At 74.4% G+C, this 26,578-nt stretch carries 26 protein-coding genes and 4 pseudogenes; 11 read left to right on the top strand and 19 right to left on the bottom strand.

The window, feature by feature from the left end; genetic code table 11:
• Positions 1–249 precede the first annotated feature (249 nt).
• The 7 genes and pseudogenes from ACQ95T_RS02850 to ACQ95T_RS02820 form a co-directional block, all read right to left on the bottom strand.
• Complete coding sequence (locus tag ACQ95T_RS02850; RefSeq protein WP_425939206.1) at positions 250–936, bottom strand: iron dependent repressor, metal binding and dimerization domain protein; 687 nt, start codon at positions 934–936, stop codon at positions 250–252.
• Between the two features lie 31 nt (positions 937–967).
• Positions 968–1,660 (bottom strand): pyridoxamine 5'-phosphate oxidase, encoded by a 693-nt coding sequence (gene pdxH / locus ACQ95T_RS02845; RefSeq protein ID WP_425939204.1) that lies wholly within the window; start codon positions 1,658–1,660, stop codon positions 968–970.
• Entirely contained in the window at positions 1,657–2,067 is a 411-nt protein-coding gene (locus ACQ95T_RS02840) for a hypothetical protein (RefSeq protein ID WP_425939202.1), read from the bottom strand. The genes pdxH and ACQ95T_RS02840 overlap by 4 nt, the downstream gene beginning before the upstream one ends.
• Before the next feature lie 50 nt (positions 2,068–2,117).
• A pseudogene (locus ACQ95T_RS02835) lies at positions 2,118–3,942 on the bottom strand (gamma-glutamyltransferase family protein).
• Between the two features lie 82 nt (positions 3,943–4,024).
• The gene (locus ACQ95T_RS02830) at positions 4,025–5,311 is read right to left on the bottom strand and encodes an MFS transporter (RefSeq protein ID WP_425940015.1); all 1,287 of its coding nucleotides are present in this window, start codon (positions 5,309–5,311) and stop codon (positions 4,025–4,027) included.
• Between the two features lie 5 nt (positions 5,312–5,316).
• A complete protein-coding gene (locus ACQ95T_RS02825; RefSeq protein ID WP_425939198.1) occupies positions 5,317–5,745 on the bottom strand; it encodes a MarR family winged helix-turn-helix transcriptional regulator in 429 nt (142 codons plus the stop codon).
• Positions 5,746–5,859: 114 nt separating this feature from the next.
• Positions 5,860–7,342: pseudogene (locus ACQ95T_RS02820) on the bottom strand (NCS2 family permease).
• A gap of 18 nt (positions 7,343–7,360) precedes the next feature.
• On the opposite strand from ACQ95T_RS02820, the gene ACQ95T_RS02815 reads away from it, so the two are divergent.
• The gene (locus ACQ95T_RS02815) at positions 7,361–7,609 is read left to right on the top strand and encodes a DUF2530 domain-containing protein (protein WP_425939194.1); all 249 of its coding nucleotides are present in this window, start codon (positions 7,361–7,363) and stop codon (positions 7,607–7,609) included.
• Between the two features lie 9 nt (positions 7,610–7,618).
• Here the strand turns inward: ACQ95T_RS02815 and ACQ95T_RS02810 are convergent, their stop codons facing one another.
• The 3 genes and pseudogenes from ACQ95T_RS02810 to ACQ95T_RS02800 form a co-directional block, all read right to left on the bottom strand.
• Entirely contained in the window at positions 7,619–8,365 is a 747-nt protein-coding gene (locus ACQ95T_RS02810; RefSeq protein ID WP_425939192.1) for a DUF3027 domain-containing protein, read from the bottom strand.
• A gap of 5 nt (positions 8,366–8,370) precedes the next feature.
• Positions 8,371–8,774 (bottom strand): annotated as a pseudogene (locus ACQ95T_RS02805) (cold-shock protein).
• Between the two features lie 97 nt (positions 8,775–8,871).
• Positions 8,872–10,797 (bottom strand): ABC transporter ATP-binding protein, encoded by a 1,926-nt coding sequence (locus tag ACQ95T_RS02800; protein ID WP_431473505.1) that lies wholly within the window; start codon positions 10,795–10,797, stop codon positions 8,872–8,874.
• A gap of 113 nt (positions 10,798–10,910) precedes the next feature.
• Here ACQ95T_RS02800 and ACQ95T_RS02795 point away from each other — a divergent pair, with 113 nt between their 5' ends.
• Positions 10,911–11,489, top strand: a complete 579-nt coding sequence (locus ACQ95T_RS02795) for a MarR family winged helix-turn-helix transcriptional regulator (protein WP_431473504.1) — start codon at positions 10,911–10,913, stop codon at positions 11,487–11,489.
• A 16-nt stretch (positions 11,490–11,505) separates the two neighbouring features.
• Here the strand turns inward: ACQ95T_RS02795 and ACQ95T_RS02790 are convergent, their stop codons facing one another.
• Together ACQ95T_RS02790 and ACQ95T_RS02785 are read right to left on the bottom strand one after the other, a co-directional pair.
• A complete protein-coding gene (locus ACQ95T_RS02790) occupies positions 11,506–12,771 on the bottom strand; it encodes an ammonium transporter (RefSeq protein ID WP_425939185.1) in 1,266 nt (421 codons plus the stop codon).
• Positions 12,772–12,941: 170 nt separating this feature from the next.
• A complete protein-coding gene (locus ACQ95T_RS02785) occupies positions 12,942–13,922 on the bottom strand; it encodes an o-succinylbenzoate synthase (protein ID WP_431473897.1) in 981 nt (326 codons plus the stop codon).
• A 226-nt stretch (positions 13,923–14,148) separates the two neighbouring features.
• Between ACQ95T_RS02785 and arsM the strand changes: the two genes are divergently transcribed.
• Complete coding sequence (gene arsM, locus ACQ95T_RS02780) at positions 14,149–15,063, top strand: arsenite methyltransferase (RefSeq protein ID WP_425939181.1); 915 nt, start codon at positions 14,149–14,151, stop codon at positions 15,061–15,063.
• A gap of 73 nt (positions 15,064–15,136) precedes the next feature.
• Here arsM and ACQ95T_RS02775 read toward each other — a convergent pair whose 3' ends face one another.
• Positions 15,137–15,562 (bottom strand): ArsR/SmtB family transcription factor, encoded by a 426-nt coding sequence (locus tag ACQ95T_RS02775; RefSeq protein ID WP_425939179.1) that lies wholly within the window; start codon positions 15,560–15,562, stop codon positions 15,137–15,139.
• A gap of 104 nt (positions 15,563–15,666) precedes the next feature.
• On the opposite strand from ACQ95T_RS02775, the gene arsB reads away from it, so the two are divergent.
• The 8 genes from arsB (at position 15,667) to ACQ95T_RS02735 (ending at position 21,423) form a co-directional block, all read left to right on the top strand.
• Entirely contained in the window at positions 15,667–16,755 is a 1,089-nt protein-coding gene (arsB, locus tag ACQ95T_RS02770) for an ACR3 family arsenite efflux transporter (protein WP_425939178.1), read from the top strand.
• A gap of 50 nt (positions 16,756–16,805) precedes the next feature.
• Positions 16,806–17,165 (top strand): arsenate reductase ArsC, encoded by a 360-nt coding sequence (locus ACQ95T_RS02765; RefSeq protein WP_431473896.1) that lies wholly within the window; start codon positions 16,806–16,808, stop codon positions 17,163–17,165.
• A 199-nt stretch (positions 17,166–17,364) separates the two neighbouring features.
• Positions 17,365–18,249, top strand: a complete 885-nt coding sequence (locus ACQ95T_RS02760; protein ID WP_431473895.1) for a 1,4-dihydroxy-2-naphthoyl-CoA synthase — start codon at positions 17,365–17,367, stop codon at positions 18,247–18,249.
• 80 nt (positions 18,250–18,329) lie between these two features.
• A complete protein-coding gene (locus tag ACQ95T_RS02755) occupies positions 18,330–19,010 on the top strand; it encodes a hypothetical protein (RefSeq protein ID WP_425939172.1) in 681 nt (226 codons plus the stop codon).
• Between the two features lies 1 nt (position 19,011).
• Positions 19,012–19,755, top strand: a complete 744-nt coding sequence (locus ACQ95T_RS02750) for an AMP-binding protein (protein ID WP_431473503.1) — start codon at positions 19,012–19,014, stop codon at positions 19,753–19,755.
• A complete protein-coding gene (locus ACQ95T_RS02745; RefSeq protein WP_431473502.1) occupies positions 19,719–20,183 on the top strand; it encodes an AMP-binding enzyme in 465 nt (154 codons plus the stop codon). The genes ACQ95T_RS02750 and ACQ95T_RS02745 overlap by 37 nt, the downstream gene beginning before the upstream one ends.
• Positions 20,184–20,264: 81 nt before the next feature.
• The gene (locus ACQ95T_RS02740; RefSeq protein ID WP_425939168.1) at positions 20,265–20,540 is read left to right on the top strand and encodes a PLDc N-terminal domain-containing protein; all 276 of its coding nucleotides are present in this window, start codon (positions 20,265–20,267) and stop codon (positions 20,538–20,540) included.
• A gap of 10 nt (positions 20,541–20,550) precedes the next feature.
• The gene (locus tag ACQ95T_RS02735; protein ID WP_425939166.1) at positions 20,551–21,423 is read left to right on the top strand and encodes a 1,4-dihydroxy-2-naphthoate polyprenyltransferase; all 873 of its coding nucleotides are present in this window, start codon (positions 20,551–20,553) and stop codon (positions 21,421–21,423) included.
• A gap of 21 nt (positions 21,424–21,444) precedes the next feature.
• On the opposite strand, the gene ACQ95T_RS02730 is transcribed toward ACQ95T_RS02735, so the two are convergent.
• The 6 genes and pseudogenes from ACQ95T_RS02730 to ACQ95T_RS02705 form a co-directional block, all read right to left on the bottom strand.
• The gene (locus ACQ95T_RS02730; RefSeq protein ID WP_425939165.1) at positions 21,445–21,735 is read right to left on the bottom strand and encodes a DUF4229 domain-containing protein; all 291 of its coding nucleotides are present in this window, start codon (positions 21,733–21,735) and stop codon (positions 21,445–21,447) included.
• Positions 21,732–22,817 (bottom strand): c-type cytochrome biogenesis protein CcsB, encoded by a 1,086-nt coding sequence (ccsB, locus tag ACQ95T_RS02725; RefSeq protein ID WP_425939164.1) that lies wholly within the window; start codon positions 22,815–22,817, stop codon positions 21,732–21,734. Before ccsB ends, ACQ95T_RS02730 begins: the two co-directional genes overlap by 4 nt.
• A pseudogene (resB, locus tag ACQ95T_RS02720) lies at positions 22,814–24,318 on the bottom strand (cytochrome c biogenesis protein ResB). Before resB ends, ccsB begins: the two are co-directional and overlap by 4 nt.
• 155 nt (positions 24,319–24,473) lie before the next feature.
• Positions 24,474–25,259 (bottom strand): cytochrome c biogenesis CcdA family protein, encoded by a 786-nt coding sequence (locus tag ACQ95T_RS02715; RefSeq protein ID WP_425939160.1) that lies wholly within the window; start codon positions 25,257–25,259, stop codon positions 24,474–24,476.
• The gene (locus ACQ95T_RS02710) at positions 25,256–25,660 is read right to left on the bottom strand and encodes a TlpA family protein disulfide reductase (RefSeq protein ID WP_431473894.1); all 405 of its coding nucleotides are present in this window, start codon (positions 25,658–25,660) and stop codon (positions 25,256–25,258) included. Before ACQ95T_RS02710 ends, ACQ95T_RS02715 begins: the two co-directional genes overlap by 4 nt.
• Positions 25,661–25,850: 190 nt before the next feature.
• Entirely contained in the window at positions 25,851–26,552 is a 702-nt protein-coding gene (locus tag ACQ95T_RS02705; protein WP_425939156.1) for a histidine phosphatase family protein, read from the bottom strand.
• Between the last annotated feature and the right edge of the window lie 26 nt (positions 26,553–26,578).

The following is a 26,578-nucleotide window of genomic DNA, read 5'->3' as shown; positions in this document are numbered from 1 at the left end:
CGCGTCGGGTTCTCCTCCAGGGGAGAGGAGCGCAGCCGAGGCTACACAGCCCCCGGAGCCTATGTCACGTTTCGGTCACGACCCTGTGGACGAGGGGCCACCCCTCCGGGTGAGGGGGATCCGCTGACCTGCGGTGACCCCGGCCGACGTGACCGGACTCCCAGCCTGGGGGTGACCGATGTCACACCGCGGCGACGGAGCCGGGGACCGCGGGACCGACCTGCCGGCCGGACACGTGCGCCGGACCGGCTACCGGCAGAACACGTGCGCGGCCACGTCCGCCGGGAGCGAGACCGCCTCGCCGTCGAGCGCCTCCACGATCGTCCTCTCGTCCTCGACCCACACCCGCACGGGGGCACCCGGACGGATGCCGGAGTCCAGCAGCAGCCCGAGCACCTCCGGGTCGACCTGGACCGGCTCGCCGATCCGGGTGACCACGGCCTCCACCGGCTCGCCGGCGTCCCGTCCCCGGGCGATCTCCACGCTCGGACGTCCCTGTGCGGCGGGCGCCTCGGCCCGGCCCAGCTCGGCCAGCCCGGGCACCGGGTTGCCGTAGGGCGAGGTGGTGCCGTCCTCCAGCAGCGCGAGGATCCGCTGCTCGACCTGCTCGCTCATCACGTGCTCCCAGCGGCACGCCTCCTCGTGCACGAACGCCGGGTCGAGCCCGATGACGTCCACGAGCAGCCGCTCGGCCAGCCGGTGCTTGCGCATGACCCGGACCGCGGCGAGACGGCCCTCCTCGGTCAGCTCCAGCCGCCGGTCGGGCGCGAGGTGGAGCAGGCCGTCCCGCTCCATCCGGGCGACCGTCTGGGAGACGGTCGGGCCGGACTGCGCCAGCCGCTCGGCGATCCGGGCCCGCATCGGCACCACGCCGTCCTCCTCCAGCTCGAGGACGGTCTTGAGGTACATCTCGGTGGTGTCGATCAGCTCGCTCACGTCGCCATCCTACGAGCCGTCGCGACGCCGCTCAGGGCTGCAGCCGCAGGCGGTGCCACGCAGCGGGCTCGTCCAGGCCACCGGCCCCGACCCGCTCCCACACGATCCGGTCGTGCAGGCGGCTGCGCCGGCCCGCCCACAGCTCCACCCGGTCGGCCACGAGCCGGTAGCCGCCCCACCCCTCGGGCAGCGGGACGTCGTCGGCGGAGCCGGTGTCCGGGAAGCGCTCCGCGCTCTGCTGGTATGCCGCCTCCAGCGCCGCGCGGTCGGGCACCGGACTCGACTGGGCCGAGGCGTGCGCACCCACCCGGGCGCCCCACGGCCGGCTGCGGAAGTAGTTCTGGACCTGCTCGCGGGGCAGCGCCTCGGCATACCCGCGCATCCGCACGGCCCGGAACATCGCAGGCCAGGTCAGGGCGACCGCCATCCCCGGGTTGGCCGCGAGCTGCTCGCCCTTGGCCGATGAGGTGCAGGTGTAGAACGCCGGGCCCCGCCGGTCGAGGTCGCGCAGGAGCACGGTGCGCACGTCCGGGAGGCCGTCCGGGTCGCTGGTGGCCACCGACATGGCCAGCGGTTCGGGTACGTCTCCCCGCTCGCTCTGGCGGGCGACCGCCTCGGCGATCCAGTCCTGGACGATGGACCACGGGGCCCGGGGGCAGACCTCCTCGGAGAGCCCCTCCCCCTCGTAGTCCACGCGCACCGCCGAGAACGGCCCGGTGCTCACGGCTGCCGCCGGGTCCGGCGCGGCGACCGGGGCAGGGACACGGTCCGCCGCAGCTCCCCGGGACGGCGGCGCTTGGCCGGGTCGGTGTTGAGCAGGAGGGTCTCGTAGGGCAGGTTCGTGTGCGGGTGCACGCCGACCGGTTCGTTGCGCGAGAAGACGACCCAGTAGGCCTCGCCCGCGTGGAAGACCTGCTGCACCGTGCCGTCCACGACGCTGTCGGCGTGGGCCAGCGCGTGCCTCCGCGCTCCCGTGCCCAGCCGCTGACGCTGCTCGTCGACGAACTGCCGCGCGGGAGCGTCCCTGCGCAGGATCTGCTCGGCCACCTGGGGGCCGTAGCGCTGGGCGAGCGTGTAGACGACGGGGCCGTACTTCATGGCCAGCTTGGCGAGGTTCACGGGGGTGGGCACTGGTCCTCCTGCTCGGGTGGGGCGAGCCCCACGGTAGGTGATCTGCGGGGTCAACGCCCCACGGCATACCCCTGCATCCCCCGGGGGTTGGCGGCGGCGGACAGGATCCCGGTCCCCGGGTCGCGGGCCACGGCGCACAGCCGGCCCAGCGACCAGGGACCCGCGTCGACCACCTCGTGGCCGCGGGTCCGCAGGCCGGCGAGCAGCTGCGGGCCGAGGCGGGACTCGGCGACCACGACCCCGGGCTCGGTGGCGCGCGGGACGAAGCTGCCCGGGAAGCTGGTCGTGTGCAGCTGCGGCGCGTCGATCGCCTCCTGCAGGGACAGCCCGCCGACCAGGTGGCGCAGCAGGAAGACGCTCTGCCACTGGTCCTGCTGGTCGCCGCCGGGACTGCCGCAGGCCAGGACGGGTATGCCGTCGCGCAGCACGAGCGTGGGCGTGAGCGTCGTCCGGGGTCGGCGGCCGGGCACGAGCGAGCTGGGCAGTCCCTGCTCCAGCCAGGTCATCTGCAGGCGGCTGCCGAGCGCGAACCCGAGCTCGGGGATCGTCGGGGAGGACTGCAGCCAGCCGCCGCTGGGGGTCGCCGAGACGAGCATCCCCCACCGGTCGACGACGTCGACGTGGCAGGTGTCGCCACGGGTGGTGCCGTCGGCGTCCACGTCCGGGTCGCTGCTGCGGGCGCCAGGGACGGTGGGCTCACCGACCGTGGCGTCCGTGGCGCCGGCGCCCTCGACCGTGAGCGCCTGGGCGGCCAGGCGCGGGGTGCGGCCGCCCGGCGAGCCGGGCCGCACCGTCCGGTCGGCCGTCGTCCCGACGAGCGCGGCGCGGTCGGCGAGGTAGGCCTGCGAGAGCAGGTCCTCCAGCGGCACCTCGGTGCTGTCGCCGAGCCAGGCCTCGCGGTCGGCCATGGCCAGCTTCCAGGTCTCCACGAGCGCGTGCAGCCCCTCGACGGTGTCCAGGTCGGTGGCGGCGGGGTCCCCGGCGCCGAGGTGGTCCAGCATCCCCAGCACCTGCAGGAGGGCCGGACCCTGCCCCCAGGGGCCGGTCTTGGCGATCGTGTGGCCGTGCCACTCCGCGGTGACGGCGTCCTCCCAGGTGGCCTCGAAGTCGGCCATGTCCGCGCGCGGTGAGCACGCCGGGCAGCACGGGACCGCCGGGGTGACGGAAGGCGCGGCGGGCGAAGGCGTCCACGGCCTGCGCTACGAAGCCCTGCGACCAGGCGCGGCGCACGGCGTCGATCCCCTGCTCGCGGGTCCCGGTGGACGAGCGCTCCTCCGCGAGCAGCCGCTCGAGGGTGTCTGCCCAGGCGGGGTTGGCGAACAGCGTCCCCGGCCCGGGTGGCGCGCCACCGACGAGCCAGGTGTCGGCCGAGGTCGTCCAGTCCTCCTCGAAGAGGCCCTGCACCGAGGCGACGGTGGCGCTGACCCGCTCCAGGACCGGGTGGCCGTGCCGGGCGTAGTGCAGGGCCGGGGCCGCCACCTCGGCCAGGCTCATGGTGCCCAGGTCGCGCAGCAGGACGAGCCAGGCCTCGGTGGCGCCGGGCACCGCGGTGGCCAGCGGACCGGCTCCCGGCACGCGGTCCAGCCCCACGGCGGCGAAGTGCTCGGCGGTGGCGGCGGCAGGGGCCGGCCCCTGCCCGCAGAGCACCCGCGGGACCGGGTCGGCGGCGGAGGCGACGAGGAGCGGCAGGTCGCCACCGGGCCCGTTGAGGTGCGGCTCGACGACCTGGAGCACCAGTCCGGCGGCGACGGCGCCGTCGGCGGCGTTGCCGTCGAGCTCGAGCATCCGCATGGCGGCCTGGGACGCCAGCCAGTGGGTGCTGGAGACCATCCCGTGGGTGCCGGTCAGGGTCGGTCGGGTGGTGAAGGTCGCCATCAGGCGAGGGTCGCCAGCACGGGCACCAGCAGCAGCGCGGCCAGGGCCAGCAGGACGACGAGGCGTCGGGCTCGGGCGTTCATCAGGTCACCTTCTCGGGGAGGGGTTCGGTCAGCGCCGCGCCGCGCTCGAGGACGAGCGGACGGAGCCAGCTGGGACGCAGCCGGAGGCGCAGGTTGTCATGGTGCATCACGTAGATGGTCGCAAGGACCGCGGTGGCTCCGCACGCGATGGTGGCGATGAGGATGGTCCAGCGCGCACCCCAGTGCTCGCCGATCCACCCGATGAGCGGGGACCCCAGCGGGGTGCCGCCGAAGAAGACGGTCATGTAGAGGGCCATGACCCGGCCCCGGACGGCGGGGTCCACCGACAGCTGCACCATGGCGTTGGCGCTCACCATGACCGTCAGCGCGGTCAGCCCGGTGGGGATCAGCAGGACCGTGTAGACGAGGAAGGTGGGGGCGAGCGCGGCGAGGAAGGTGAACACGGCGAAGGCTGCGAGCGACCCCAGCAGGAGCCGCCAGCGCGGACGGTCGCGCCGGGCGGCCAGCAGCGCCCCCGCCAACGACCCGATCGCCATGACCGAGCCGGTGACGCCGTACTCCTGCACCCCCTTGCCGTAGATCTCGGTGGCCATGAGGGCGTTGGTGATCTGGAAGTTCATCCCGAAGGTGCCGTGCATGAACGCGATCACCATGATGAGGATGATGTCCGGGCGCCCCCGGACGTAGGCCACCCCCTCGCGCACCTTGGCCCGCCCCTTGCCGGTCCTGTCCGGGGGCGGGGTCAGCAGCGCGGGGTCGAGGAGGAGCAGCGCCAGGATGACCGCGGCGAAGGTGGCCGCGTTGACGAGCAGCGTGGGGCCGGTGCCGAGCCAGGCGATGAGGACGCCGGCCGTGGCCGGGCCCAGCAGCCGGCCGGAGTGGAAGGAGGCGCTGTTCAGACCTACCGCGTTGGTCAGCCGCTCCGGGGGCACCATCTCCGAGACGAAGGCCTGCCGGGCGGGGGCGTCGAAGGCCGCGGCCGCGCCGCTGAGGAAGGCCATGACGTACATGTGCCACAGCTCCATCTGGCCCGACAGCACCCACAGCCCCATGATCACGGCGAACAACCCCATGAGGGACTGGCTGATCATCATCACGCGGCGTTTGGGGAAGGCGTCGCTGACGGACCCCGCGATCGGGCTGAGCAGCACGATCGGCAGGAACTGCAGCCCGGTGACGATGCCCAGGGCCGAGGCGGAGTTCTCGGTGAGCTCGGTGAGCACGACCCAGTCCTGGGCGACGCGGCCCATCCAGGTGCCGGTGTTGGAGACGAGGGCGCCGGCGGCGTAGACGCGGTAGTTGCGCACCGACAGGGCGGCGAACATGGTGCTCACCGGTCCACCACCTCCCCGAGCAGGTCGGTGGCCTCGCGCAGCACCCGGCGCTGCTCCCCGGTGAGGCCCTCGAGCCGCTCGGTCATCCAGGCGTCGCGGTGGGCACGTTCCCGGCGCACGGTCTCCTCGCCCTCGCTGGACAGCGTGAGGCGCACCAGCCGGCCGTCGTGCTCGTCGGCCGACCGGGAGGCCCACCCCGCCTCGCAGACCTGCGCGACCGCCCGGCTCATGCTGGGGGCGCTGACCTGCTCGATCGCGGCCAGCTCACCGACGGTGCGGGGCTGCTCGGCCAGGCGGACCAGGACGCTGAACAGGTGCGGCGGGATCGTGTTGTCGGCGTCGTAGCGCACCCGGCGCGCGACCCGCATGCACGCGATGCGCAGGTCGTGCGCCAGCGCGGAGGTGTCGGGGTCGGGCGAAGGCACGATCCTTAGTCTAGGTCATTACCCGACCTAACGACTCTGCGCGCAGCCCGCCCCGGGAGCACGGCCGGTCGCGGGGCGGTCGCGGGCAGATCTGGGGGGGTCGGTCGGCGGACCTCAGACGCCGAGCCAGCCCTGGATGGGGTCGATCCCGAAGTAGACCAGGAAGAGCACCGCGACGATCCACATGAGCACGTGCACGCTGCCCGCCTTGCCGCGGACCACCTTCAGCAGCACGTAGGCCACGAAACCCGCGCCGATGCCCGCGGTGATCGAGTAGGTGAACGGCATGAGCACGATGGTGAGGAAGGCCGGCAGGGCGATCTCCAGGTCGTCCCAGTCGATGCCGGTCACCTGCTGCATCATGAGGAAGCCGACGATGACCAGGGCCGGGGTGGCGGCCTCGTGCGGCACGACCGCCACGAGCGGGGAGAGGAAGGTGGCCAGCAGGAAGAGGACCCCCGTGACGATGGAGGCCAGACCCGTGCGCGCCCCCTCGCCGACGCCGGCGGTGGACTCGATGTAGGAGGTGTTGCTGCTGACGCCGGCGGCACCGCCGGCGGCGGCCGCCAGGGAGTCGACGACGAGGATGCGGCGGGTGTTGGGCGGGTTGCCCTCCTCGTCGAGCAGGTCGGCCTCGGCGCCGACCGCGACCATGGTGCCCATCGTGTCGAAGAAGTCCGCGAGCATGAGCGTGAAGACGAGCAGCAGGACGGCCGTCGCCCCGATGGCCGAGAACGACCCGAGCAGGCTGAACTCGCCGAGCAGGCTGAAGTCGGGCGTGCGCACCAGCGACTCCGGCAGCGCCGGGACGTTCAGGCCCCAGCCCGTCGGGTTGCTCCCGTCCGGGGCCTGCGCACCGACCTGGACGACCGCCTCCACGACGATCGCCAGCACGGTGGCGGTGATGATGCCGTAGAGGATGGCGCCCTGGACCCGCAGGGTGAGCAGGGCCGCGATGAGGAAGAGCCCGACGAGGAAGACGAGGGTGGGCCAGCCGGCGAGGAACCCGCCCACGCCCAGCTCCACGGGGACGGGGCCTCCGACGGGCTTGCGGACCACCCCGGCGTCCACCAGGCCGATGATCGTGATGAACAGGCCGATGCCCACGCTGATCGCGACCTTCAGCTGGGCCGGGATGGCCCGGAAGACCGCCTCCCGGAAGCCGGTGAGGACCAAAACCAGGATGATGAGGCCCTCCAGGACCACCAGACCCATCGCGTCCGCCCAGGTCATCCCCTCCAGGCTGGCCACCCCGTAGGCGACGAACGCGTTCAGGCCCAGACCCGTCGCGAGGGCGAGCGGATAGTTGGCGACGGCGCCCATGAGGATGGTCATCACGCCGGCCACGAGCGCGGTCACCGCGGCGATGACCGCCAGGTCGCCGCCGGCGAGGAACTCACCGGTCCCGTCGGGAACGGTCCCGATGATGAGCGGGGTTGAGCACGATGATGTAGGCCATCGTGAAGAAGGTGGCCAGACCGCCGCGGATCTCGCGGGCCACCGTCGAGCCCCGCTCCGTGATATGGAAGTAGCGGTCGAGGGTCGATCCGGACTGGGCGGATCCGGGCACGCGGGTGCCGGCGGAGGTGTCGGGCATGCGCGCTAGCGTAGTGCCGTGGACCAGGCCCCCCGAACTCCGTCACCGGACGACATCACGGTCCCGCAGAGCCGGGTGCGCACCGTCGTGCTGGTCCGCTGGGGCCTGCTCCTCTGGGCCGTCGCCCTGCTGCTCCTGCTCCTCGTCCCCGCCCTGCGGTCCGACGGCCGGGAGTGGTGGGTGTGGATCCCGGTCGCGGGCCTGGTCGGTGGAGCGCTGGGGCACGTCTACCTGACGCGCGGACGCGGCAACGCCGAGATGGCCTGACGGGCCGGGTCAGCGCTCGAGGAACTCGATCTCGGACTCGTCGTCCAGCACCGGCGGGTCCACGCGCTCCGGAGGGCGCCGCTCGACGTCCACCTCGCTGTGCGCCCCGCACCCGAAGGTCAGCGCCACCACGGACCCGTCGGCGGGCGACCACTCGTTGGCGCACACGCCGAAGACCGAGCGCAGGGCGCCCGCCATCGGGACGAAGTAGCCGCAGGTGGAGCAGGGGGCCGGAGCCTTGCGCGCGGTGTCGCTCGTCGGTCCGTGCTCGCCCTCCCACCAGCGGGTGGCGGCGGCGTCCCTGCCCTCGGCGGAGAGCACCCGGGGTCGTCCCAGACCCAGCTCCCAGGTGGCGACCTGGTCCACGTCCTCCTCCCCGGTGGCCTCCCACCCGGGCTCCAACCGCGGGTCCTCCTCGACGTAGGGCGTGCGGTCCTGCGGCCCGATGTCCCCGGGGGCCAGGCGCTCGGCGTAGGGCACCCACTCCGGGGAGAGCAGCGCCCCCTCGCCGGGGAGCAGGTGGACCTCGGAGACCGTGGCCCGGCGGGCCCGCGAGGCGCGGGCGAGGGTGACTGCCCAGCGCCAGCCCGGGTAGGCCCGGGCGGTGCAGGCGAAGGAGTGGGTCGCGACCCGGTCGCTCTCCATGGCGACGCCGAGGTGCTCCCCCACCGTGCCGGGCTCGGCGATCTCCTCGGCGGCCAGCCGGGCGACCTCCACGGCGGAGGTGAGGACGGCGTCGGCCTTGGGGGCGGCCACCGGCGTCAGCTCCCGGCCTCGAACTGGTCGGCGACGGCCCGCAGGGCCTTGGCCAGCGTGGCACCGTGGGCGCGGTCGGGGTAGTGGCCCTTGCGCAGCGACGTCGAGGTCTGGTCCAGCAGGGTGATGAGGTCCTCGACGACGACCACCATCTCCTCGGCGGGCTTGCGGTCGCGCAGCGTCAGCCCGCGGGAGACCGAGGGCGGCGGGTCGAGCAGCCGCACGTGCAGCGCCTGGTCGCCCTTCCTACCGGCGACGATGTCGAACTCCACCCGGGTGCCGCGGGTGAGCGTCTCCGTGCCGGCGGGCAGCGCCGTGCGGGGGGGACGAAGACGTCGTCGCCCTCGTCGCTGGCGAGGAAGCCGAAGCCCTTGTCCTCGTCGTAGAACCTGACCTTGCCGGTGGGCACGGGACACCTCACGAAGTGGTTGGGGGGAAATGGTGCGTCCGCCGAGGATATCGCCCCGCGGCGGGCCTGGCGAACACCTTTCCCCGCCCACGCCCCCTCAGGCCGCCAGGCCCACGCGCCCGACCTGCGCGACCGGAGCTCCGTCCGGGGCGGGGCGAGCGCCGACCGTCCCGGCGGCGACGAGCGCGGCATACGCACCCTGTCGCCCGAGCAGCTCGGCGTGGGTTCCCTGCTCGACCACCCGGCCGGCGTCCAGGACGACGACGAGGTCGGCCTCGCGCACGGTGGAGAGCCGGTGGGCGATGGTCACCACCGTGCGCCCCCGGCCCACCCGGTCCAGGGCCGCCTGAACGGCCGCCTCGGTGCGGGTGTCCAGGGCGCTGGTGGCCTCGTCGAGGACCAGCACCTGGGGGTCGCGGAGCAGGGTGCGGGCCAGCGCGAGCCGCTGCTGCTCCCCGCCGGAGAAGCGGTGGCCGCGGGCCCCCACGACCGTGTCGTAGCCGTCGGGCAAGCCGGCCACGTGGTCGTGGATCTGGGCGTCCCGGGCCGCCTGCACGAGCTGCTCGTCGGTGGCCTCCGGCCGGGCCAGGCGCAGGTTCTCCCTGACGGAGGCGTGGATCAGGTAGGTCTCCTGGGACACGACCCCGACCACGGCGGCGCGCTCGGCCGAGGGCAGGTCCCGCAGGTCGATCCCGTCGAGGAGCACCCGCCCGCGGGTGGGGTCGTCCAGACGGGTCAGCAGGGAGGCGAGCGTGCTCTTGCCCGAGCCGGTCGCACCGACCAGGGCCACGGTGGCACCGGCCGGGACGACGAGGTCCACGTCGGCGAGCGCGTCGCGGACGGCGCCGGGGTGGCGGTAGGTGACCCCCTCCAGCCGCAGCTCGCCGCGCGCGTGCGTCGGGTCGAGGGTCCGGGCCGACGCCGGGTCGGGCTCGGCGACCTCGACCGGCAGGTCGAGGTACTCGAAGATCCGGCTGAAGAGCGCCATCGAGGCGGTCACCTGCACGCCGACCGAGAGCAGCCCCATCACCGGACGGAAGATCCCGGCCTGCAGGGCGGTGAACGCCACGAGCGTGCCGATGGAGATGCCGGCGCCGGTCACGGGAAGGCCGGCGACGAGGTAGAGCGCGGCCGGCACCACGGCGAAGACGATGCCCATCGTGGCGGTCCGCCACCGGCCGGCGATCTGTGCGGCGACCTCCAGGTCCAGCAGGCCGGCGCTGTGGTCGGAGAACCGGCGGGCGAGCCGCTCCCCCGCCCCCAGGGTCTTGCTGAGGCGGGCCCCGCTGACCGACAGCGACTCCTCGACCTGGGCGTGCAGCCCGGCGAGCGCCTTCTGCCGGCGGTCGGTGGCGTCGCGCCGCAGCCGGGCGACGGACCGGGTGACCAGGACCGCGGGCGGGATGACGACGAGGGACAGCAGCGCCAGCGCCGGGCTCAGGACGACCATCGCGACGAGCGTGCCGACGACGGTGGCCACGTTGCCGGCCAGCGAGGTGGCGGTCGAGGTCACCACGCCCTGCAGCCCCGACACGTCGTGGGTGAGCCTGGACTGCACCTCGCCCGAGCGGGTCCGGGTGAAGAAGGCCAGCGGCTGACGCTGCAGGGTGGTGAACAGGTCGGTCCGCAGGCGGTGCATGATCCGCTGGCCGACCGTGGTGCTGATCCAGGTCTGCAGGACCCCGAGCACGGCGGTCACGACCGCGGCCCCCACCATGAGGCCGACGAGCACGAGCAGCAGCCGCACGTCCTGCTCGGGGATCGCCACGTCGACGATCTCCTTGACCAGGAAGGGGGCGACCAGCCCGAGGGCCGAGCTGGTGACGATCAGGACGAGCACGGCGGCGACGGCGCGCCGGTGGGGGGCGAAGAGGGCCAGGACGCGGCGGCCGCTGACGGGGTGGGCGGCCTGCTGGGCGCGGTCGCGGGGGTCGGGGCGGGCTCCGGCGCCGGGGCCGCGTCCACCGCGTCCGCCGTCGCCGCGCTCCCCGGTGCCGGGGGCGAGGCTCGAGACGTCGGTCATCCGCGTCTCCTTTCCGTGGTGGCCGGTCGTCGGTGCCGGCCGCGCCGCACGGCGCAGTGGTGTCAACATAGTGAGGTTGCCTCTTTATTTCCCCCCGCCCCTAGGATCCGGGTATGCCGTCCTCGTCCGCCCCACCCTCCCCGGACCCCGGCGACGGCCACGCGCCCGGCGCCCCGCGGCATACCTGCGGGGTGCCCGATCCCGCCGACCTCAGCGAGGTGGACCTGCTTCTGCGGCTGGCCCGGCGCTGGCGGCGGGTCGGCGCGCAGGAGGCCGCCCACCACGGTCTGACGCCGCACCAGGAGCGGGGCCTGCTCGCGGTGGCCCGGCTCACCCGCCGGGGTGGGGAGGGCGGCAGCACCGCCGGCGCCCGCGTCTCCGCCCTGGACCGAGCCGAGCACCTGGGCATCGCCCCCCGGTCGGCCACGGAGGTCGCCGACGCCCTCGAGGCCGCCGGCCTCCTCGTCCGCGCCCCCGACCCCTCCGACCGGCGGGCGGTGCTGCTGACCCTCACCACCCGCGGCTCGGACCTGGTCGGGCGGGTGCGGGACGAGCGCCGGGCCGCGGGCGACGCCGCCGTGGGCGACCTCTCCCCGGACGACCGCACGGAGCTGCGGCGCCTCCTGCTGGCGCTCCTGGAGGCCGGGCGCACGGACGGGCGGGGCACCCCGACCGGAGGTGCCCCGCCCTGACCCGCGCGCGGTCCTGCTAGACGCGGGCCTCCTCGACGACGTCGGAGGCATCCCCGTCGCCGAAGGCGTAGGCGGACTCGCGGTGCTCGGAGAGGTCGACCCCGCGGGCCTCGTCCTCCGCGCTGACCCGGAACCCGATGGTCCGGGCGATCGCCAGCCCGATCAGGGCGGTGAGCACGCCGGTGTAGAGCACAGTGAAGACGGTGGCCGCGAGCTGGGCGACCAGCTGGTCGGCGCCGCCGCCGTAGAGGAGGCCGCCGCCCGCGCCGTCGACGGGCAGGGCCAGGAAGCCGATGGCCACGGTGCCGATGATGCCGGCGACCAGGTGGACCCCGACGACGTCGAGGGCGTCGTCGTAGCCGAAGCGGTACTTCAGGCCGACCGCCAGGGCGGACCCGACGCCGGCCAGCAGGCCGATGAGGACGGCGCCCAGCGGGGAGACGCTGGCGCAGGCCGGGGTGATCGCGACGAGCCCCGCGACCACGCCCGAGGCGGCACCGATGGAGGTGGGCCGGCCGTCGCGGACCCGCTCGGTGAGCATCCAGGCCAGCATCGCGGCGGCCGGGGCGACCATCGTGTTGACCCAGATCAGGCCGGCCTCCTCGACGGTGCCCGCGGCACCGCCGTTGAAGCCGAACCAGCCGAACCACAGCAGCGCGGTGCCGATCATCACCAGCGGGATGTTGTGCGGGCGGTGGAAGCCCTTGGTCCGGCCGAAGTCGGCCCGGGAGCCGATGATGTAGACGAGCACCAGCGCGGCCAGTCCGGCGTTGATGTGCACGACGGTGCCGCCGGCGAAGTCGATCGCCTCGCCGAAGACCCGCCCCACGGCTCCGTCGGCCGACAGCAGCCCGCCGCCCCAGACCATGAAGGCCAGCGGGCAGTACACGAGCGTCACCCACACCGGCACGAAGACCGACCAGGCGCCGAAGCGGGTCCGGTCGGCGACCGCCCCGGAGATGAGCGCCACGGTGATGATCGCGAAGGTCGCGCCGAAACCGATCCCGACGAGGTCGGCGGTGCCGACGTGCTGGGCCAGGCCCAGGTCGGCGAACGGGTCGCCCACGAGCCCGCCGAGCACCCCGGGGGCCGAGGTCATGCCGTAGCCCCAGAGCACCCAGACCACCCCGACCATGCCGATCGAGACGAAGCTCATCATCACCATGTTGAGGGCGGCCTTGGCGCGGGCCATGCCGCCGTAGAAGAACGCCAGACCCGGCGTCATGAGCAGCACGAGGGCCGCGGACACCATGACCCAGACGTCACCTGCGGTGAGTTCCATCTGTTGCCTCCTGAAGAGTTGCGGTGGACGGCCCGTCCGGCCACGCCCTCGGGGGCGGACGAACCGTGGTCCCGTCAGTCAAGGGCAGCGATGTTTCGGGAGCGGGCGCGTCGGCGTAACGGTTGCGTTACGCGCGTTTCGGGAAGGTAAAACCTTGCGGCCGAGGTGGGTCAGACCCCGCCGGTCCGGCGGTCCCGGCCACGGGTCCCGGCCAGGACCGCGTGCGCGCGCCCCAGCCGGTCGCGCCACCACCGCTCCCGCTCCGCGGGGGCCCGGTATGCCGCCAGCAGGGCGGGGTCGACGGCGCTGCGGGCCGTGTCGGCCCGGGCCGTCGTCAGCCGCCCACCCACCGGGAGCAGGGGCTCGGGCACGACGTCCGCGGCCAGGAGCGCGGCGGTCCCCAGCCCGCAGTCGTGGTCCAGCCGCGGCAGAGCGGCCGCCAGGGCCACGCCGGCCGCCAGCCCGACCGACGTGTCCAGCGCCGAGGACACCACGGCCGGCAGGCCGCACGCCTGCACGACGGCCAGCGCCCGGGCGACCCCGCCCAGCGGGGCCACCTTGACGACGACCAGGTCGGCGGCCTCCTCGCGGGCCACCCGCAGCGGGTCCTCGGCCCGGCGGACCGACTCGTCGGCGGCGACCGGCACGTCGGTGCCGTCCCGGGCCAGAGCCACCCGCAGGGCCGCCAGCTCCTCGACGGTCGCGCACGGCTGCTCGGCGTACTCCAGGTCGTGGCGGGCCAGCCGGCGCAGCGCCGCCCGCGCCTGCTCGACGTCCCAGGCACCGTTGGCGTCGACCCGCACCCGGGCGCCCGGCCCCGCCACCCGCCGCACCTCGGCCACCCGGGCCAGGTCGTCGGTCAGCTCCTCGCCGCCCTCGGCGACCTTGACCTTCACCGTCCGGCACCCGGGGAAGCGGGCCAGCACCCCGGCCACGTCCGCGGGCCCGACCGCCGGGACAGTGGCGTTGACCCCCACCTCGGTGCGCACCGGGTCCGGCAGCCCGCGCCAGCCCAGCTCGACCGCGGCCGCCAGCCAGCGGGCGGCGTCCCGGTCGTCGTACTCCACGAACGGGGCCCACTCGGCCCACCCGAGCGGGCCCCGCAGCAGGACCACCTCACGGCGCAGGACGCCACGGAAGCGCACGCGCATCGGCAGGTCCACCACGTGGGCGGCGGCGAGCAGGTCCTCCAGGGAGGGCAGGCCGTCGAGCTCGGGCCCCGGCTGCGGCGCGGGCGGCTGCGTCAACGTGGTCGCTCCTTCGACGGGCGGTCGGACCGGGCCAGCCTACGAGGACGGGGCGTTGACAGCGCGCACCGCCCGGAGCACACTGGACCTTGATTCGACATTCATCGATGCAACGACCAGGAGGTCGCCCATGAGCACCACCGCCACCCCTGCCGGCACCCCGGCGACCCCCGTCGAGGGTGACCGCGACGACGTCCGTGCGCTGGTCCGGGCCAGGTATGCCGCCTCGGCCCGGCACGCGCTCGCCCTCACCGACGTGAGCCGTCCGGCCGCCGAGGGGGACCCCGGCTGCTGCGGACCCTCGGGCGGCTGCTGCGAGGGGACCACCAAGGACCCGATGAGCGCGGACCTCTACGACCCCGCGCAGGCACCGTCGGCGGGAGCGCTGGCGGCCTCCCTGGGCTGCGGCAACCCGACGGCGCTGGCCGACCTGCGGCCGGGGCAGGACGTCTTGGACCTCGGCTCCGGGGGCGGCCTCGACGTGCTGCTCTCGGCCCGCCGCGTCGCTCCCGGCGGCACCGCCTACGGCGTCGACATGACACCCGAGATGCTCGAGCTCGCCCGACGCCACCAGGCCGAGGCGGGGGTGGACAACGCCACCTTCCTGAAGGGCGCGATCGAGGACGTGCCGCTGCCGGACGGCGCGGTCGACGTCGTCATCTCCAACTGCGTGGTCAACCTCTCCCCCGACAAGCCCGCGGTCGCCCGGGAGGCCCACCGGGTGCTGCGCCCCGGCGGCCGCCTGGCGGTCTCCGACATCGTCCTGCTGCGACCGGTGGCCGACGAGCTGGCACCGGTGGTGGCCCTGTGGACCGGCTGCATCTCCGGCGCGCTGCACGCCGACGAGTACGTCCAGATCCTCATGGCGGCCGGCTTCACCGACGTGGGCGTCGAGATCACCCGGCGCTACTCCCGGGCCGAGCTCGTCGAGCTGGCCGACCAGGTCGACCCCTCGGAGCTGCCGGCAGGACTGTCGCAGGAGGAGCTGGTCGACGCCCTCGACGGCACCTTCGCCAGCGCGTTCGTGCGCGCCCGCCGCCCCTGAGGGCAGGGCCGGGGCGCCCGGCGAGGACGGCCCGGTGGCCACCCCCGAGGAGCGGCTTCGGCGCGGGCCGGCCTCAGCGGTCGGCCGACCAGTGCGCCACGTGCTGCAGCGGCGCCAGGGCGTCCCGCACCGGGCGGTAGTAGACCCAGGTCCCGCGCCGCTCGCTCTCGATGAGCCCCGCCTCGCGCAGCTTGCGCAGGTGGTGGGACACGGTGGGCTGGGAGACCCCGACGTCCCCGAGGTCGCAGACGCAGGTCTCCCCGTCGCCGTCGGCGATCCGGGAGTAGAGCCGCAGCCGGACCGGGTCGGCGAGCGCCTTGAGCAGGCCGGCCAGCTCCTCGGCCTCCCCGACGGCCAGCCCGTCGGCCGGGCAGCAGGTGGGCGAGCAGACCGGGCCGTCGGCGGGGCGCAGACCCTCTCCCGGACCCCCGTCCACCTCGGGGTCGACGGCCCGCGCCGGCCTGGCGGGGTCGGGGGCGGCGAGGGTCGTCGGGCTCATCTGCATACTTTGACAAGGATCGAAGCCCTGGGCAAGACTGCGGGTGCGCGTTCTTCGACAGTCGTCGATACAACCGCAGCGCCGTCGCGACCGCAAGGACCTCCATGACCTCCCCTCCCCTCGCCCCGCCGCAGCCGACCGCGCAGCTGTCGACGACCGACCGCTACCTGCCGGTGTGGATCGGCGTGGCCATGGTCCTGGGCCTGCTGCTGGGCCGCCTCGTGCCCGGCCTGGACGCCTGGCTGGGCGCGGTCGAGATCGACGGCATCTCCTTGCCGATCGCCCTGGGCCTGCTGGTGATGATGTACCCGGTGCTGGCCAAGGTCCGCTACGACCGCCTCGACACCGTGGTCGCGGACCGCCGGATGCTGCTCAGCTCGCTGGCGCTCAACTGGCTGGTGGGGCCGGCGCTGATGTTCGCGCTGGCCTGGCTGTTCCTGCCCGACCTGCCGGAGTTCCGCACCGGGCTCATCATCGTCGGCCTGGCCCGCTGCATCGCCATGGTCGTCATCTGGAACGACCTGGCCTGCGGCGACCGCGAGGCCGCGGCCGTCCTCGTGGCGCTGAACTCGATCTTCCAGGTGTTCGCCTTCGCCGGCCTCGGCTGGTTCTACCTCACGGTGCTGCCGGGCTGGCTCGGTCTCGAGCAGGCGGCCCTGGACGTCAGCCCGTGGCAGATCGCGAAGTCGGTGCTCATCTTCCTGGGCATCCCGCTGCTGGCCGGGTGGCTGTCCCGGGTCTGGGGCGAGCGCGCCCACGGCCGGGAGTGGTACGAGGAGCGGTTCCTGCCGGTCGTAGGCCCCTGGGCGCTGCGCGGACTGCTGTTCACGATCGTGCTGCTCTTCGCGCTGCAGGGCGAGCGGATCACCTCCCAGCCGCTGGACGTGGCCCGGATGGCCGTGCCCCTCCTGCTCTACTTCGGGATCATGTGGGGTATGGGGTTCGCGCTCGGGTGGGTCCTCGGGATGACCTACGAGCGCACGACCACGCTGGCCTTCACCGCGGCGGGCAACAACTTCGAGCTGGCGATCGCCGTGGCCATCGCGACCTTCGGCGTCACCTCCGGCCAGGCCCTGGCCGGCGTCGTCGGTCCGCTCATCGAGGTGCCCGTCCTCGTCGGCCTGGTCTACGTGTCCCTGGCGCTGCGCCGCCGCTTCCCCGTCCGCACCCCCGTCCGTCAGGAGATTCCGTGAGCACCCCCAGCGTCCTGTTCGTCTGCGTCCACAACGCCGGCCGCTCCCAGATGGCGGCCGGCTGGCTGGAGCACCTCGCCGGCGACCGGGTGCAGGTCCGCTCCGCCGGCTCGGCCCCCGGGGACGCGGTGAACCCCGCCGCGGTCCGGGCCATGGCCGAGGTGGGCGTGGACATCTCCGGCGGCATCCCCAAGGTCCTGACCACCGAGGCGGTCGAGGCCTCCGACGTGGTGATCACGATGGGCTGCGGGGACACCTGCCCGATCTACCCGGGCACGCGCTACGAGGACTGGGAGCTGGACGACCCGGCCGGCCAGGGGGTGGACGCCGTGCGGCCCATCCGCGACGAGATCCGCCGGCGGGTCGTCGACCTCCTGCGGTCCCTCGGGATCGACCCGGTGGCTCCGTAGGCCGCGCCCGGCTCCCGCCGGAAGAGCCCTCCCCGCCCCGACTAGGGTGATCGGCGTGGACGAGCAGCGCACCCCCGACCCCTCGACGACGCCCGACGACGACGCTCACGACGTCGGTCACGAGAGCCTCGACACCCAGGACGGCGGTGCGGACGCCCGGTCCGTCTCGGAGACCTTCGACCCGCAGGCGTGGGAGGAGGTGCCGGGGTTCGAGCTGACCGACGTCACCTACCACCGGGCCCGCGACGTCGGCTGCGTCCGGATCGCCTTCGACCGCCCGGAGGTGCGCAACGCCTTCCGTCCGCACACCGTCGACGAGCTCTACCGGGTGCTCGACCACGCGCGCCGATCCCCCGACGTCGGGGTGGTGCTGCTCACCGGCAACGGCCCCTCTCCCAAGGACGGGGGGTGGGCCTTCTGCTCCGGCGGCGACCAGCGGATCCGGGGGCGGTCCGGCTACCAGTACGCCAGCGCCCCGGACGCGGACCCCACGGCGCAGGGGGTCGACGAGGCCCGGGTGAAGGCGGAGGGCGGCCGGCTGCACATCCTGGAGGTCCAGCGGCTCGTCCGGACCATGCCCAAGGTCGTGGTCGCCGTGGTCAACGGCTGGGCCGCCGGAGGCGGGCACAGCCTGCACGTGGTGTGCGACCTGACGATCGCCTCCCGCGAGCACGCGCGGTTCAAGCAGACCGACGCCGACGTCGGCAGCTTCGACGCCGGCTACGGCTCGGCCTACCTGGCCAGGATGGTCGGCCAGAAGTTCGCCCGTGAGATCTTCTTCCTGGGGCGGACCTACGACGCGGAGACGATGCAGCGCATGGGCGCGGTCAACATCGTGGCCGACCACGCCGACCTGGAGGCCGAGGCGCTGCAGGTGGCCCGCGAGATCATGGGCAAGAGCCCCACCGCCCAGCGGATGCTCAAGTTCGCCCTCAACCTCACCGACGACGGGCTCATGGGGCAGCAGGTCTTCGCCGGCGAGGCCACCCGGCTGGCCTACATGACCGACGAGGCGGTGGAGGGCCGGGACTCGTTCCTGCAGAAGCGCGACCCCGACTGGTCCGGCTTCCCCTGGTACTACTGAGAGCATCTGCGCCGCGCCCCGCGACCGTGGGAGACTGGAGAGCATCCGTCCGCAGTCCGGCCACCGGGGAGGAACGACCCGTGCGACGCGCACCGCTCATCGTCCTGACCGTGGCCGCGCTGACTCTGTCCGGCTGCAGCGGGGACGGGTCCCCGGAGGCACCACCGGCGCCGACGGGGGACGCCGCGCCGGAGGACCCGGCCACCACCGACGGTGGGACCGGCGCTGGGGACGACGCGGGCGGGTCGACCGCCGGCCCGGACGGGACCGACCCCGGCATCGACCCCGGCACCGACGGGGACGCCACCACCGACGGTGCCGACACCTCCCGGGCCACCGTGGACCCCGAGGAGGTCGAGGGCGGGGAGGACGGCCAGGCGGCCGCCGACGTGGCCCAGGCCTTCGTCGCCGCCATGGTGCGGGCCGACCCCGCCGCCTGCGACCACATGGTCTCCTTCAGCGACGTCCAGCGCCCGATGAGCGAGGTCGAGGAGGATCAGGAGCTCTGCGCGGAGCTGCTGCCCGTGGTGCTGGCCGAGGAGGTCGACGCCCAGGGCCTGGACGAGGAGGGGGCGACGATGCTGGCCGGGATGGAGATCGCCGGCGCCGAGGTGGACGGGGACACCGCGGTCGTGGACCGCGACAACGTCTCGCCGCTGTTCGCCGACTCCCTGGGCGAGGAGACGATCACGCTGACCCGCATCGAGGGTCGCTGGTACGTCGACCTCGACCGCTCGTTCGTGCCGCCGGACCCCCGCTGACGTGACCCGCCCGCCCTCGTCCGCCGGGGTGCTCCGCACCCACCCGGACGACCTCGTGGTGCCCGCCGGGGCCCGCTGGTCCGAGGTGTCCGCACGCCTGGAGCAGATCCTGGACCCGGCCGCTCCCGCGGACGGACCCGCCGTCGTCGTGGCCACGTCGGGCTCCTCGGGCCGCCCCAAGCGGGTCCGGCTCGGAGCACCGGCGCTGCGGGCCTCGGGGGAGGCCACCGCCGCGGTCCTGGGAGGACACGGCCGGTGGGTCCTGGCCCTGCCCACCCACCACGTCGCCGGGCTGCAGGTCCTCGCCCGGTCGGTCCTCGCCGGGACCGTCCCGGTGGCCCTGGCGCAGGGGAGGCCGTTCACCTGCGCCGCCTTCGTCCGCGCGGTGGACGAGGCGGCCGGGCGGGGCCGCCGCAGCAGCGCGCAGGGGCGGGTGCCCCTGTACGCCTCGCTGGTCCCGACGCAGCTGCACCGCGTGCTCGGCGAGGGACCCGGTGCGGCGGCGGCCGCCCGGCTGGACGCCGTCCTGCTGGGCGGTGCGGCGGCGGAGCCCGACCTCCTGGCCCGGGCGCAGGCCGCCGGCGTCCGGGTCGTGCGCACCTACGGCATGAGCGAGACCGCGGGCGGGTGCGTCTACGACGGCCGTCCCCTGCCCGGCGTCCTGGTCCGCACCGGTCCTCGGACGACCGCGTCCGGATCGCGGGGCCGGTGCTGGCCGACGGGTACCTGGACGACCCCGACCTGACCGCCGCCTCCTTCGTCGTCGAGGACGGTCGGCGGTGGTTCGTCACCGGTGACCGCGGACGCCTGCGGGAGGGGCGTCTGCAGATCCTCGGCCGGCTCGACGACCTGATCGTCACCGGGGGGCACAAGGTCGAGCCGCGGGACGTGGAGGCCGCGCTGCGGACGGTGCCGCAGGTCGAGGACGCGCTCGTCGTCGGCGTCCCCGACCCCGAGTGGGGGCAGGTCGTCGCCGCCCTGCTCGTCCTCACCGGCCCCGCGGCCGGGGGCGCGGGCACGGACCTGGGCCGGGTGCGCGAGGCGCTGACGTCCACCCTGCCCCGCCACGCACTGCCACGCCGGCTGCTGGTGGGCGACGCCATACCCCTGCTGCCCTCGGGGAAACCGGACCGCCTGCGGGTGGCCAGGCTGCTGCAGGAGGCCCCGACGTGACGGGAGCTGGCTCACGGATGGCAGAATGGAGGTTCGACGTCCGCACGGACGTCAGGGTCAGGGTCAGGAGGTGAGCGGTACGTGCTGAGAGTTGTCCTGTCCGTCGCGCTGATCGCGCTGACCATCTACTGCGTCGTCGACGCGGTGCAGACCGAGGACGACAAGGTCCGCGGCCTGCCCAAGCCCCTCTGGCTGGTCATGATCCTGCTCTTCCCCCTCGTCGGCGGGGCCGCCTGGCTCGTCGCCGGCCGGCCCGTGAGCATCCTGGAGTCCATCCTCGGGCCCCGCGGGGGCGGAGGCCCGCCCCGCGGCCCGCTGGGACCCGACGACGACCCGGACTTCCTGAAGGGACTGTAGAGCCGGCCCCATGGCTACCCTCGCCCAGTGGATCGAGGGGGCGCGCCCCCGCACGCTCCCGGCCGCCGTCGCCCCCGTCATGGTGGGCACCGCGGCCGCGCACGCCGCCGGCCGGGCCGACCTCGGGCTGGGACTGCTCGCCCTGGTCGTGGCCCTCGGCTTCCAGGTCGGGGTCAACTACGCCAACGACTACTCCGACGGGATCCGCGGCACCGACGCCGACCGGGTCGGCCCGCTGCGTCTGGTCGGCAGCGGGGTGGCCGACCCGCGCAACGTCAGGACCGCCGCGTTCGCCTGCTTCTTCGCGGCCAGCCTGGCCGGTCTGGCCCTCGTGGCGCTGTCCAACACGTTGTGGCTGGCGCTGGCCGGCGCCGCGGCGCTGTGGGCCGCCTGGCACTACACGGGCGGCCGCAACCCCTACGGCTACCGGGGGCTGGGCGAGGTCATGGTCTTCGTCTTCTTCGGGCTCTTCGCCGTGCTCGGCACCACCTACACGCAGGCCCACACCCTCGACCTCGGCGCGGTCGGCGGGGCGATCGGCTGCGGCCTGCTCCCCTCGGCGATCCTCGTCACCAACAACCTGCGCGACCTGGAGGGCGACCGGGCCGCGGGCAAGCGCACGCTGGCGGTGCGCCTGGGCTACCCGCGCACCCGCCGGCTCTACCTGTGGCTCGTGGTGGGTGCCTTCGTGGCCGTCCTCCTCGCCGCCGTCCAGCACCCCACCGCCCTGCTCGGGCTGCTCGCGGCGCCCCTGGCCCTCACCCCGGTGCGGCAGGTGCTCGGCGAGACCTACGGGCGTGAGCTGCTGCCCGCGCTCGGGCGGACCGGCCTGCTCCAGCTGGGGTATGCCGCCGCTCTCACCCTGGGGCTCGCGCTGGCCTGACCGGCCGGACCCCCGCGGGACTCAGACGTCCCGCGGGCGCCCGGGGCCGTCGATCTCGGCGTCCTCCTCGTCCTCGGCCGTGCGTCCCTCGTCGACCTTGCGCTCCCGCCGGGAGATGCGCTCCTCGACCGTGCGCTCCACGCCCCGGGCCAGGCGCTCCCGGTCGGGGGCGAGCAGGAAGTAGGACGTCACCATCGAGAACAGGGCGGCGAAGACCAGCGCCCAGATCTGGTCCAGCCCGACGAGGACGAACAGGGCCAGGAACCCGAAGAAGATCATCAGGCGCATGACGGTGTAGCGGACGGCGATCACGTGCTCACTCCGGAGTAGCTGTGCAGACCGGTCATGAGGAGGTTCACGACCGTGTAGTTGAGGATGACGCAGCCGAAGCCGGCCAGGGCCACGACCGTGGCCCGGCGGGTGCTCCACCCGGTGGTGGCGCGGGCGTGCAGGTAGGCCGCGTAGACGACCCAGATGACGAAGGTCCACGTCTCCTTGGGGTCCCAGCCCCAGTAGCGGCCCCAGGCCTGCTCGGCCCAGACCGCTCCGGAGACCAGCGCGAAGGTCCACAGCGGGAAGGCGAAGATGTGGATGCCGTAGGTCATCCGCTCCAGTGCCTGCGCCCCGGGCAGGGCCGCGAGCCAGCCGTCGGCTCCCCCGCGCCGCTCGGCCCGGTCCTTGAGCAGGTAGGCGGTGGCCAGCGCGGCGCCGATCGTGAAGAGCGCGATCGAGAGCGTGGCGATCGTGACGTGGATGACCAGCCAGATGTTGTCCAGGGCGGGCATGAGCTGGGAGGCCTCGGTGTACCACCACAGGCGGGCCGCCCCGAGGATCAGGAGCGCCGGCAGCACGATGAACGCGCCGAGCCACAGACGGTCGCGCCGCAGGCTCCAGCCCGAGTAGACGAGGAGGGCGAAGGACACCGTCACGAGCGCGAACTCGTACATGTTGCCCAGCGGCGCCCGGGAGACCGACAGCGCACGCAGCACGGTGCCGGCCACCACGGCGAAGGTGGCCAGCCAGGTCAGCTGCAGGCCGACCACCCCCCACCGGCGCGTCGGTGCGGGCGACCCGGCCGGGTGGCCGGGCGGGGTCGTGCCGCCGGTGGACTCCGTGACGTCGCTCCCGGCGCCGTCGGTGCGGGCGGTGCGGGCGGGGTCGAGGCCGTCGGCGTCGAGCCTCCCGGCGCCCTCACCGCTCCCGGCGACGCCGGCTCCGACGACCGCCGCCCGGGGGGCCCGGTCGTCGGCCGGTTCGGCACGGTCGGCGCGGCGGGTCCGGGCGGACCCGGTCACGGCCAGGTGCACCGAGAAGGCGAGCAGGGCCAGGGCGAGCACGACGACCGCGCCCCAGACGAGGTAGTCGGAGGCGAGCGCCTGCGTGGTGTTCGTCATACGGTTCCGTCCTTCTGCGTCGCGCGGCCACCGGCCGCGTCCAGGATCTGGTCGAGGACCTGCTCGACGAGGTCCTCCAGCCCGGGGTCCGTGCCCTTGGGGAGGGCCGCGACGGTGATCCCAGTATGCCGTCGCGCACCGTCGGGAGCGTCCACCCGCACGAACACCCGGCGCCGGCGGACCCCCAGCATGAGGATCATCCCCAGCATGGCGGCGACGGCCGAGGCGAGCGCCGGGATCCGGCCGGGGTCGTGGCGCACCAGCAGGCCCCCCCACCGCACGACCGTCTCCAGCTCCAGGGTGCCCCGGGCGCCGGGGAGGTCGACCACCTCGCCGGGGCGCACGAGCAGGCGGGTCGGCGTCCCGTCCTCCTGCATCACCTGCTCCATCGTGTCGGTCTCGATGCTGAACACCGACTGGGCGCGCCCCTGGGGGAACAGGTCGCCCTCGAAGACGGTCAGCACCAGGGCGGGGTCCACGAGCCCGGGGAAGGCCGAGGTGGGACCCAGCTCGGGATCGAAGGTCAGCGTCGGCAGGAAGCCCCCGACGAAGCCCATCCCCGGGTCGGCCGCGGGCACCTTGATCGCCCCGGTGGAGGAGTAGGTGTTGTCCTGGGGCAGGAAGGTGACCGCGTCGCTGAAGAGGATCTCACCGTCGGCGTCGCGGACGGTGACCACCGGGGCGTACCCGTTGCCGAGCAGGAAGACCGAGGTGCCCGAGACGCCGACCGGGGCGTTGACGGCCAGTTCCTGGGTGGAGGGGGCCTGCTGCGCCTCCTGCACCGTGACCTGCCCGGCGAAGACCCGCGGCTGGCCGAACTGGGCGCCCTCCGCCTCCGCCTCGAACTCGACGTCGAGCTCGTCCAGCGCAGCGAGAACACCGGCAGGTCGTCGGGGTCGACGAGGGGCCCCAGGTCGAGGGTGTCGAAGGCCGCAGGACCGGTCGTCACGGTCTCGCGCTCCTTGACGATGACCTCCGCCCGCCAGCCGAACAGGTCGCCCACGGCGACCGAGACGATCACACCGAGGATGGCCAGGTGGAAGACGAGGTTGCCGGTCTCCTTGAGGTAGCCCTTCTCGGCGGACACCTCCAGGGCACCGTCCTCCTGCGGCCGGATGCGGAACCGGCGGCCGGCCAGGACCTGCCGGGCGGCGGCGACCACCTCCTCGGGGGCCGCGCCGACCTGCGCCTCCCGGTGGGCCGGCAGCCGCTGCAGCCGTCGGGGCGTGCGTGGGGGCAGGGCCCGCAGTGCCCTCAGGTGCTGGGCCGACCGGGGCAGGATGCAGCCCACGAGGCTCACCATGAGCAGCAGGTAGATGGCGGCGAACCACGGCGAGGAGTAGACGTCGAACATCCCCAGGCGGTCCAGCCAGGGACCGGCGCCCGGGTTGTCCTCGAGGTAGCGGCGCACCCGGACGGGGTCCACCCCGCGCTGGGGGAAGATCGAGCCCGGGACCGCCGCGACGGCGAGCAGCAGCAGCAGCGCGAGCGCCGTGCGCATGCTCGTCAGCTGCCGCCAGGCCCACCGTGCCCAGCCGGCCGGACCCAGGCGCGGGCCGCCAAGCGTCGCGCGGTTCTTGGGGTAGGACGGCTCGATCCGCTGCGGCGCCTCCACGTCGACCCCGTCGGCCCGGGTGCCCCGGTCGGTGCCCATCGTCAGATCACCGTGGTGAAGTCGCTGGTCAGCCGGGCCTGGATCCAGGCGGTGACCTCGGCCCACACCCCGGTCACCATCAGCAGGCCCAGCAGCACGAGCAGACCGCCGCCGACGCGCTGGATGACCAGGTGGTGGTCGCGGAGCCAGGAGGACCCTCGGGAGACCCGGCCCATCCCGGCGGCGACGAGGAGGAAGGGGACACCGAGACCGGCGCAGTAGGCCACTGCCAGGACGACCGCTCTGCCGACCATCTCCGGCCCCGTCCCGGGCATGATCGAGGTGCCCAGCGTCTGGATCGCCGCGAGGGCCGGGCCGGTGCAGGCGGAGAAGCCCAGGCCGAAGACCACGCCGAGCAGCGGCGCGCCCGCCAGCCCGGCGGCGGGACGCCACCGCGGCTGCCAGGAGAACGACGGCTGCATCGCCATGACCAGCCCGAGGGCCACCACCACCGCCCCGCCGATCCGCAGCAGCAGACCCTGGTGCTCGATGAGGGCCAGCCCGAGCCCGGAGATGACCACGCTCATCGCGATGAACACCACCGAGAACCCCAGGACGAAGAGGGCCGCCCCCGCCACCGGGCGCCAGGTCCCCGCCCGGCCGACGGAACCGGCCGCCCGGTCCGCCCCGGCGACGGGGCCCGGCGCGCCGGGGGCCATCCCCCCGAGGTAGCCCAGGTAGCCGGGCACGAGCGGCAGCACGCAGGGGGAGGCGAAGGAGACCAGGCCGGCGAGCGCGGCGACCAGCACGGCGCCCAGGAGGGGGCCGGAGAGGACGAGCTCGCTCACCCTGCGGTCTCCCCCGCCAGCACGTCGTCCACGAGCCCGCGCAGGGTCGCCGCGTCGACCTGCCCGCTGACCCGTGCCGCCAGACGGCCCTGCCCGTCCACGACCAGGGTCGTGGGGGTGGCCACCGCGATGCTGCCCAGCTGCGCCCGGGTGCGGCCGCCGTCGTCCTGCAGCGAGGGGTAGGAGACGTCGTACTTCTCCTGGAAGGCCTGGGCGCTGGGGACCGAGTCCCGGGAGTTGACCCCGATGAACTGCACCGGCTCACCGGTCTCGCGCAGCCCGGTGGCGACCTCCTCCAGGTCGGGCGTCTCGGCGATGCAGGGGCCGCACCAGGAACCCCACACGTTGATGACGACGACCGTGCCGGACTGGTCCGCGAGCGCCCACGGCTCGTCCTCCAGGGTGGTCCCCTCCAGGGCGACCGGGTGCTGCGCTGCTCCGGCGTCAGGCTCTCGATGGACCCGTCGCCGGCGACGTAGCCCTTCTGGTCCCCCTCGCGCATCTGGGCGTTGATCGTGCTGCCCTCCGCGCTGCAGCCGGCGAGGAGCGCTCCGACGGCCAGCAGGGGCAGGAGGGCACCGGAGATCCTCCTCACGCCTCGATCACCGCCGTGGAGGTGCCGGTCACGTCCAGGGCCCCGGGCAGGAGGTGGGCGGCCGGCTCGTCGTAGAAGACGCGGACGGGGTGGATCCCGTGGAAGAGCACGCTCGTGACCGAGGCCAGGGAGCACTCCCGGTGACGGGGGTGGTGCCACAGGCGCCGTCCCTCGAGCGAGCGCCGCAGGATCCACACCGGCAGCTGGTGGCTGACCATGACCGCCTCGTGACCCTCGGCGCGCCGGCGCACGTCGTCGAGCACCTCGCGCATCCGGGCCGCCACCTCGCGGTAGGGCTCGCCCCACGAGGGGGTGAACGGGTCCACGAAGGCCGCCCAGTGACGCATCCGCCACAGGGCACCCTCCCCCCGGCCGACGGTGAGCCCCTCGAAGTGGTTGGTGGACTCCAGGAGCCGCTCGTCGGTCGAGACCTCCAGGCCGTGGGCGCTGGCGATCGGCGTGGCCGTCTCGCGGGCCCGCTCCAGCGGTGAGGCGAGGACGTGGGTGAGGTCCCGGTCGGAGAGCGCCTGCGCCGTGGCCAGGGCCATCTCCCGCCCGCGCTCGGAGAGGCGGTACCCCGGCAGCCGCCCGTAGAGGACCCCGGCGGGGTTCTCCACCTCCCCGTGCCGGACGACGTGGACGGTCGTGACCGGGGTGCCGTCGGGCAGGGCGCGGGGCTCGCGGGCGGCGGAGGGCATGGCGCGGATCGTCTCACGCCATCCTG

This window comes from Ornithinimicrobium carbonis (assembly GCF_050703245.1).
Classification (GTDB): Bacteria; Actinomycetota; Actinomycetes; order Actinomycetales; family Dermatophilaceae; genus Ornithinicoccus.
Note: the sequence above shows the minus strand (reverse complement) of the source record. Positions and strands in the feature narration are given on the sequence as shown.

Excerpts from the sequence above, each read along its gene's own strand:
- ACQ95T_RS02830 (WP_425940015.1), bottom strand. The coding sequence starts at position 5,311 with ATGTTCGCCGCCCTGTCGGTGCGCAACTACCGCGTCTACGCCGCCGGC.
- ACQ95T_RS02800 (WP_431473505.1), bottom strand. The coding sequence starts at position 10,797 with ATGACCGACGTCTCGAGCCTCGCCCCCGGCACCGGGGAGCGCGGCGAC.
- ACQ95T_RS02795 (WP_431473504.1), top strand. The coding sequence starts at position 10,911 with ATGCCGTCCTCGTCCGCCCCACCCTCCCCGGACCCCGGCGACGGCCAC.
- ACQ95T_RS02790 (WP_425939185.1), bottom strand. The coding sequence starts at position 12,771 with ATGGAACTCACCGCAGGTGACGTCTGGGTCATGGTGTCCGCGGCCCTC.
- ACQ95T_RS02785 (WP_431473897.1), bottom strand. The coding sequence starts at position 13,922 with ATGCGCGTGCGCTTCCGTGGCGTCCTGCGCCGTGAGGTGGTCCTGCTG.
- arsM (WP_425939181.1), top strand. The coding sequence starts at position 14,149 with ATGAGCACCACCGCCACCCCTGCCGGCACCCCGGCGACCCCCGTCGAG.
- ACQ95T_RS02775 (WP_425939179.1), bottom strand. The coding sequence starts at position 15,562 with ATGAGCCCGACGACCCTCGCCGCCCCCGACCCCGCCAGGCCGGCGCGG.
- arsB (WP_425939178.1), top strand. The coding sequence starts at position 15,667 with ATGACCTCCCCTCCCCTCGCCCCGCCGCAGCCGACCGCGCAGCTGTCG.
- ACQ95T_RS02765 (WP_431473896.1), top strand. The coding sequence starts at position 16,806 with ATGGCGGCCGGCTGGCTGGAGCACCTCGCCGGCGACCGGGTGCAGGTC.
- ACQ95T_RS02735 (WP_425939166.1), top strand. The coding sequence starts at position 20,551 with ATGGCTACCCTCGCCCAGTGGATCGAGGGGGCGCGCCCCCGCACGCTC.
- ccsB (WP_425939164.1), bottom strand. The coding sequence starts at position 22,817 with ATGACGAACACCACGCAGGCGCTCGCCTCCGACTACCTCGTCTGGGGC.
- ACQ95T_RS02705 (WP_425939156.1), bottom strand. The coding sequence starts at position 26,552 with ATGCCCTCCGCCGCCCGCGAGCCCCGCGCCCTGCCCGACGGCACCCCG.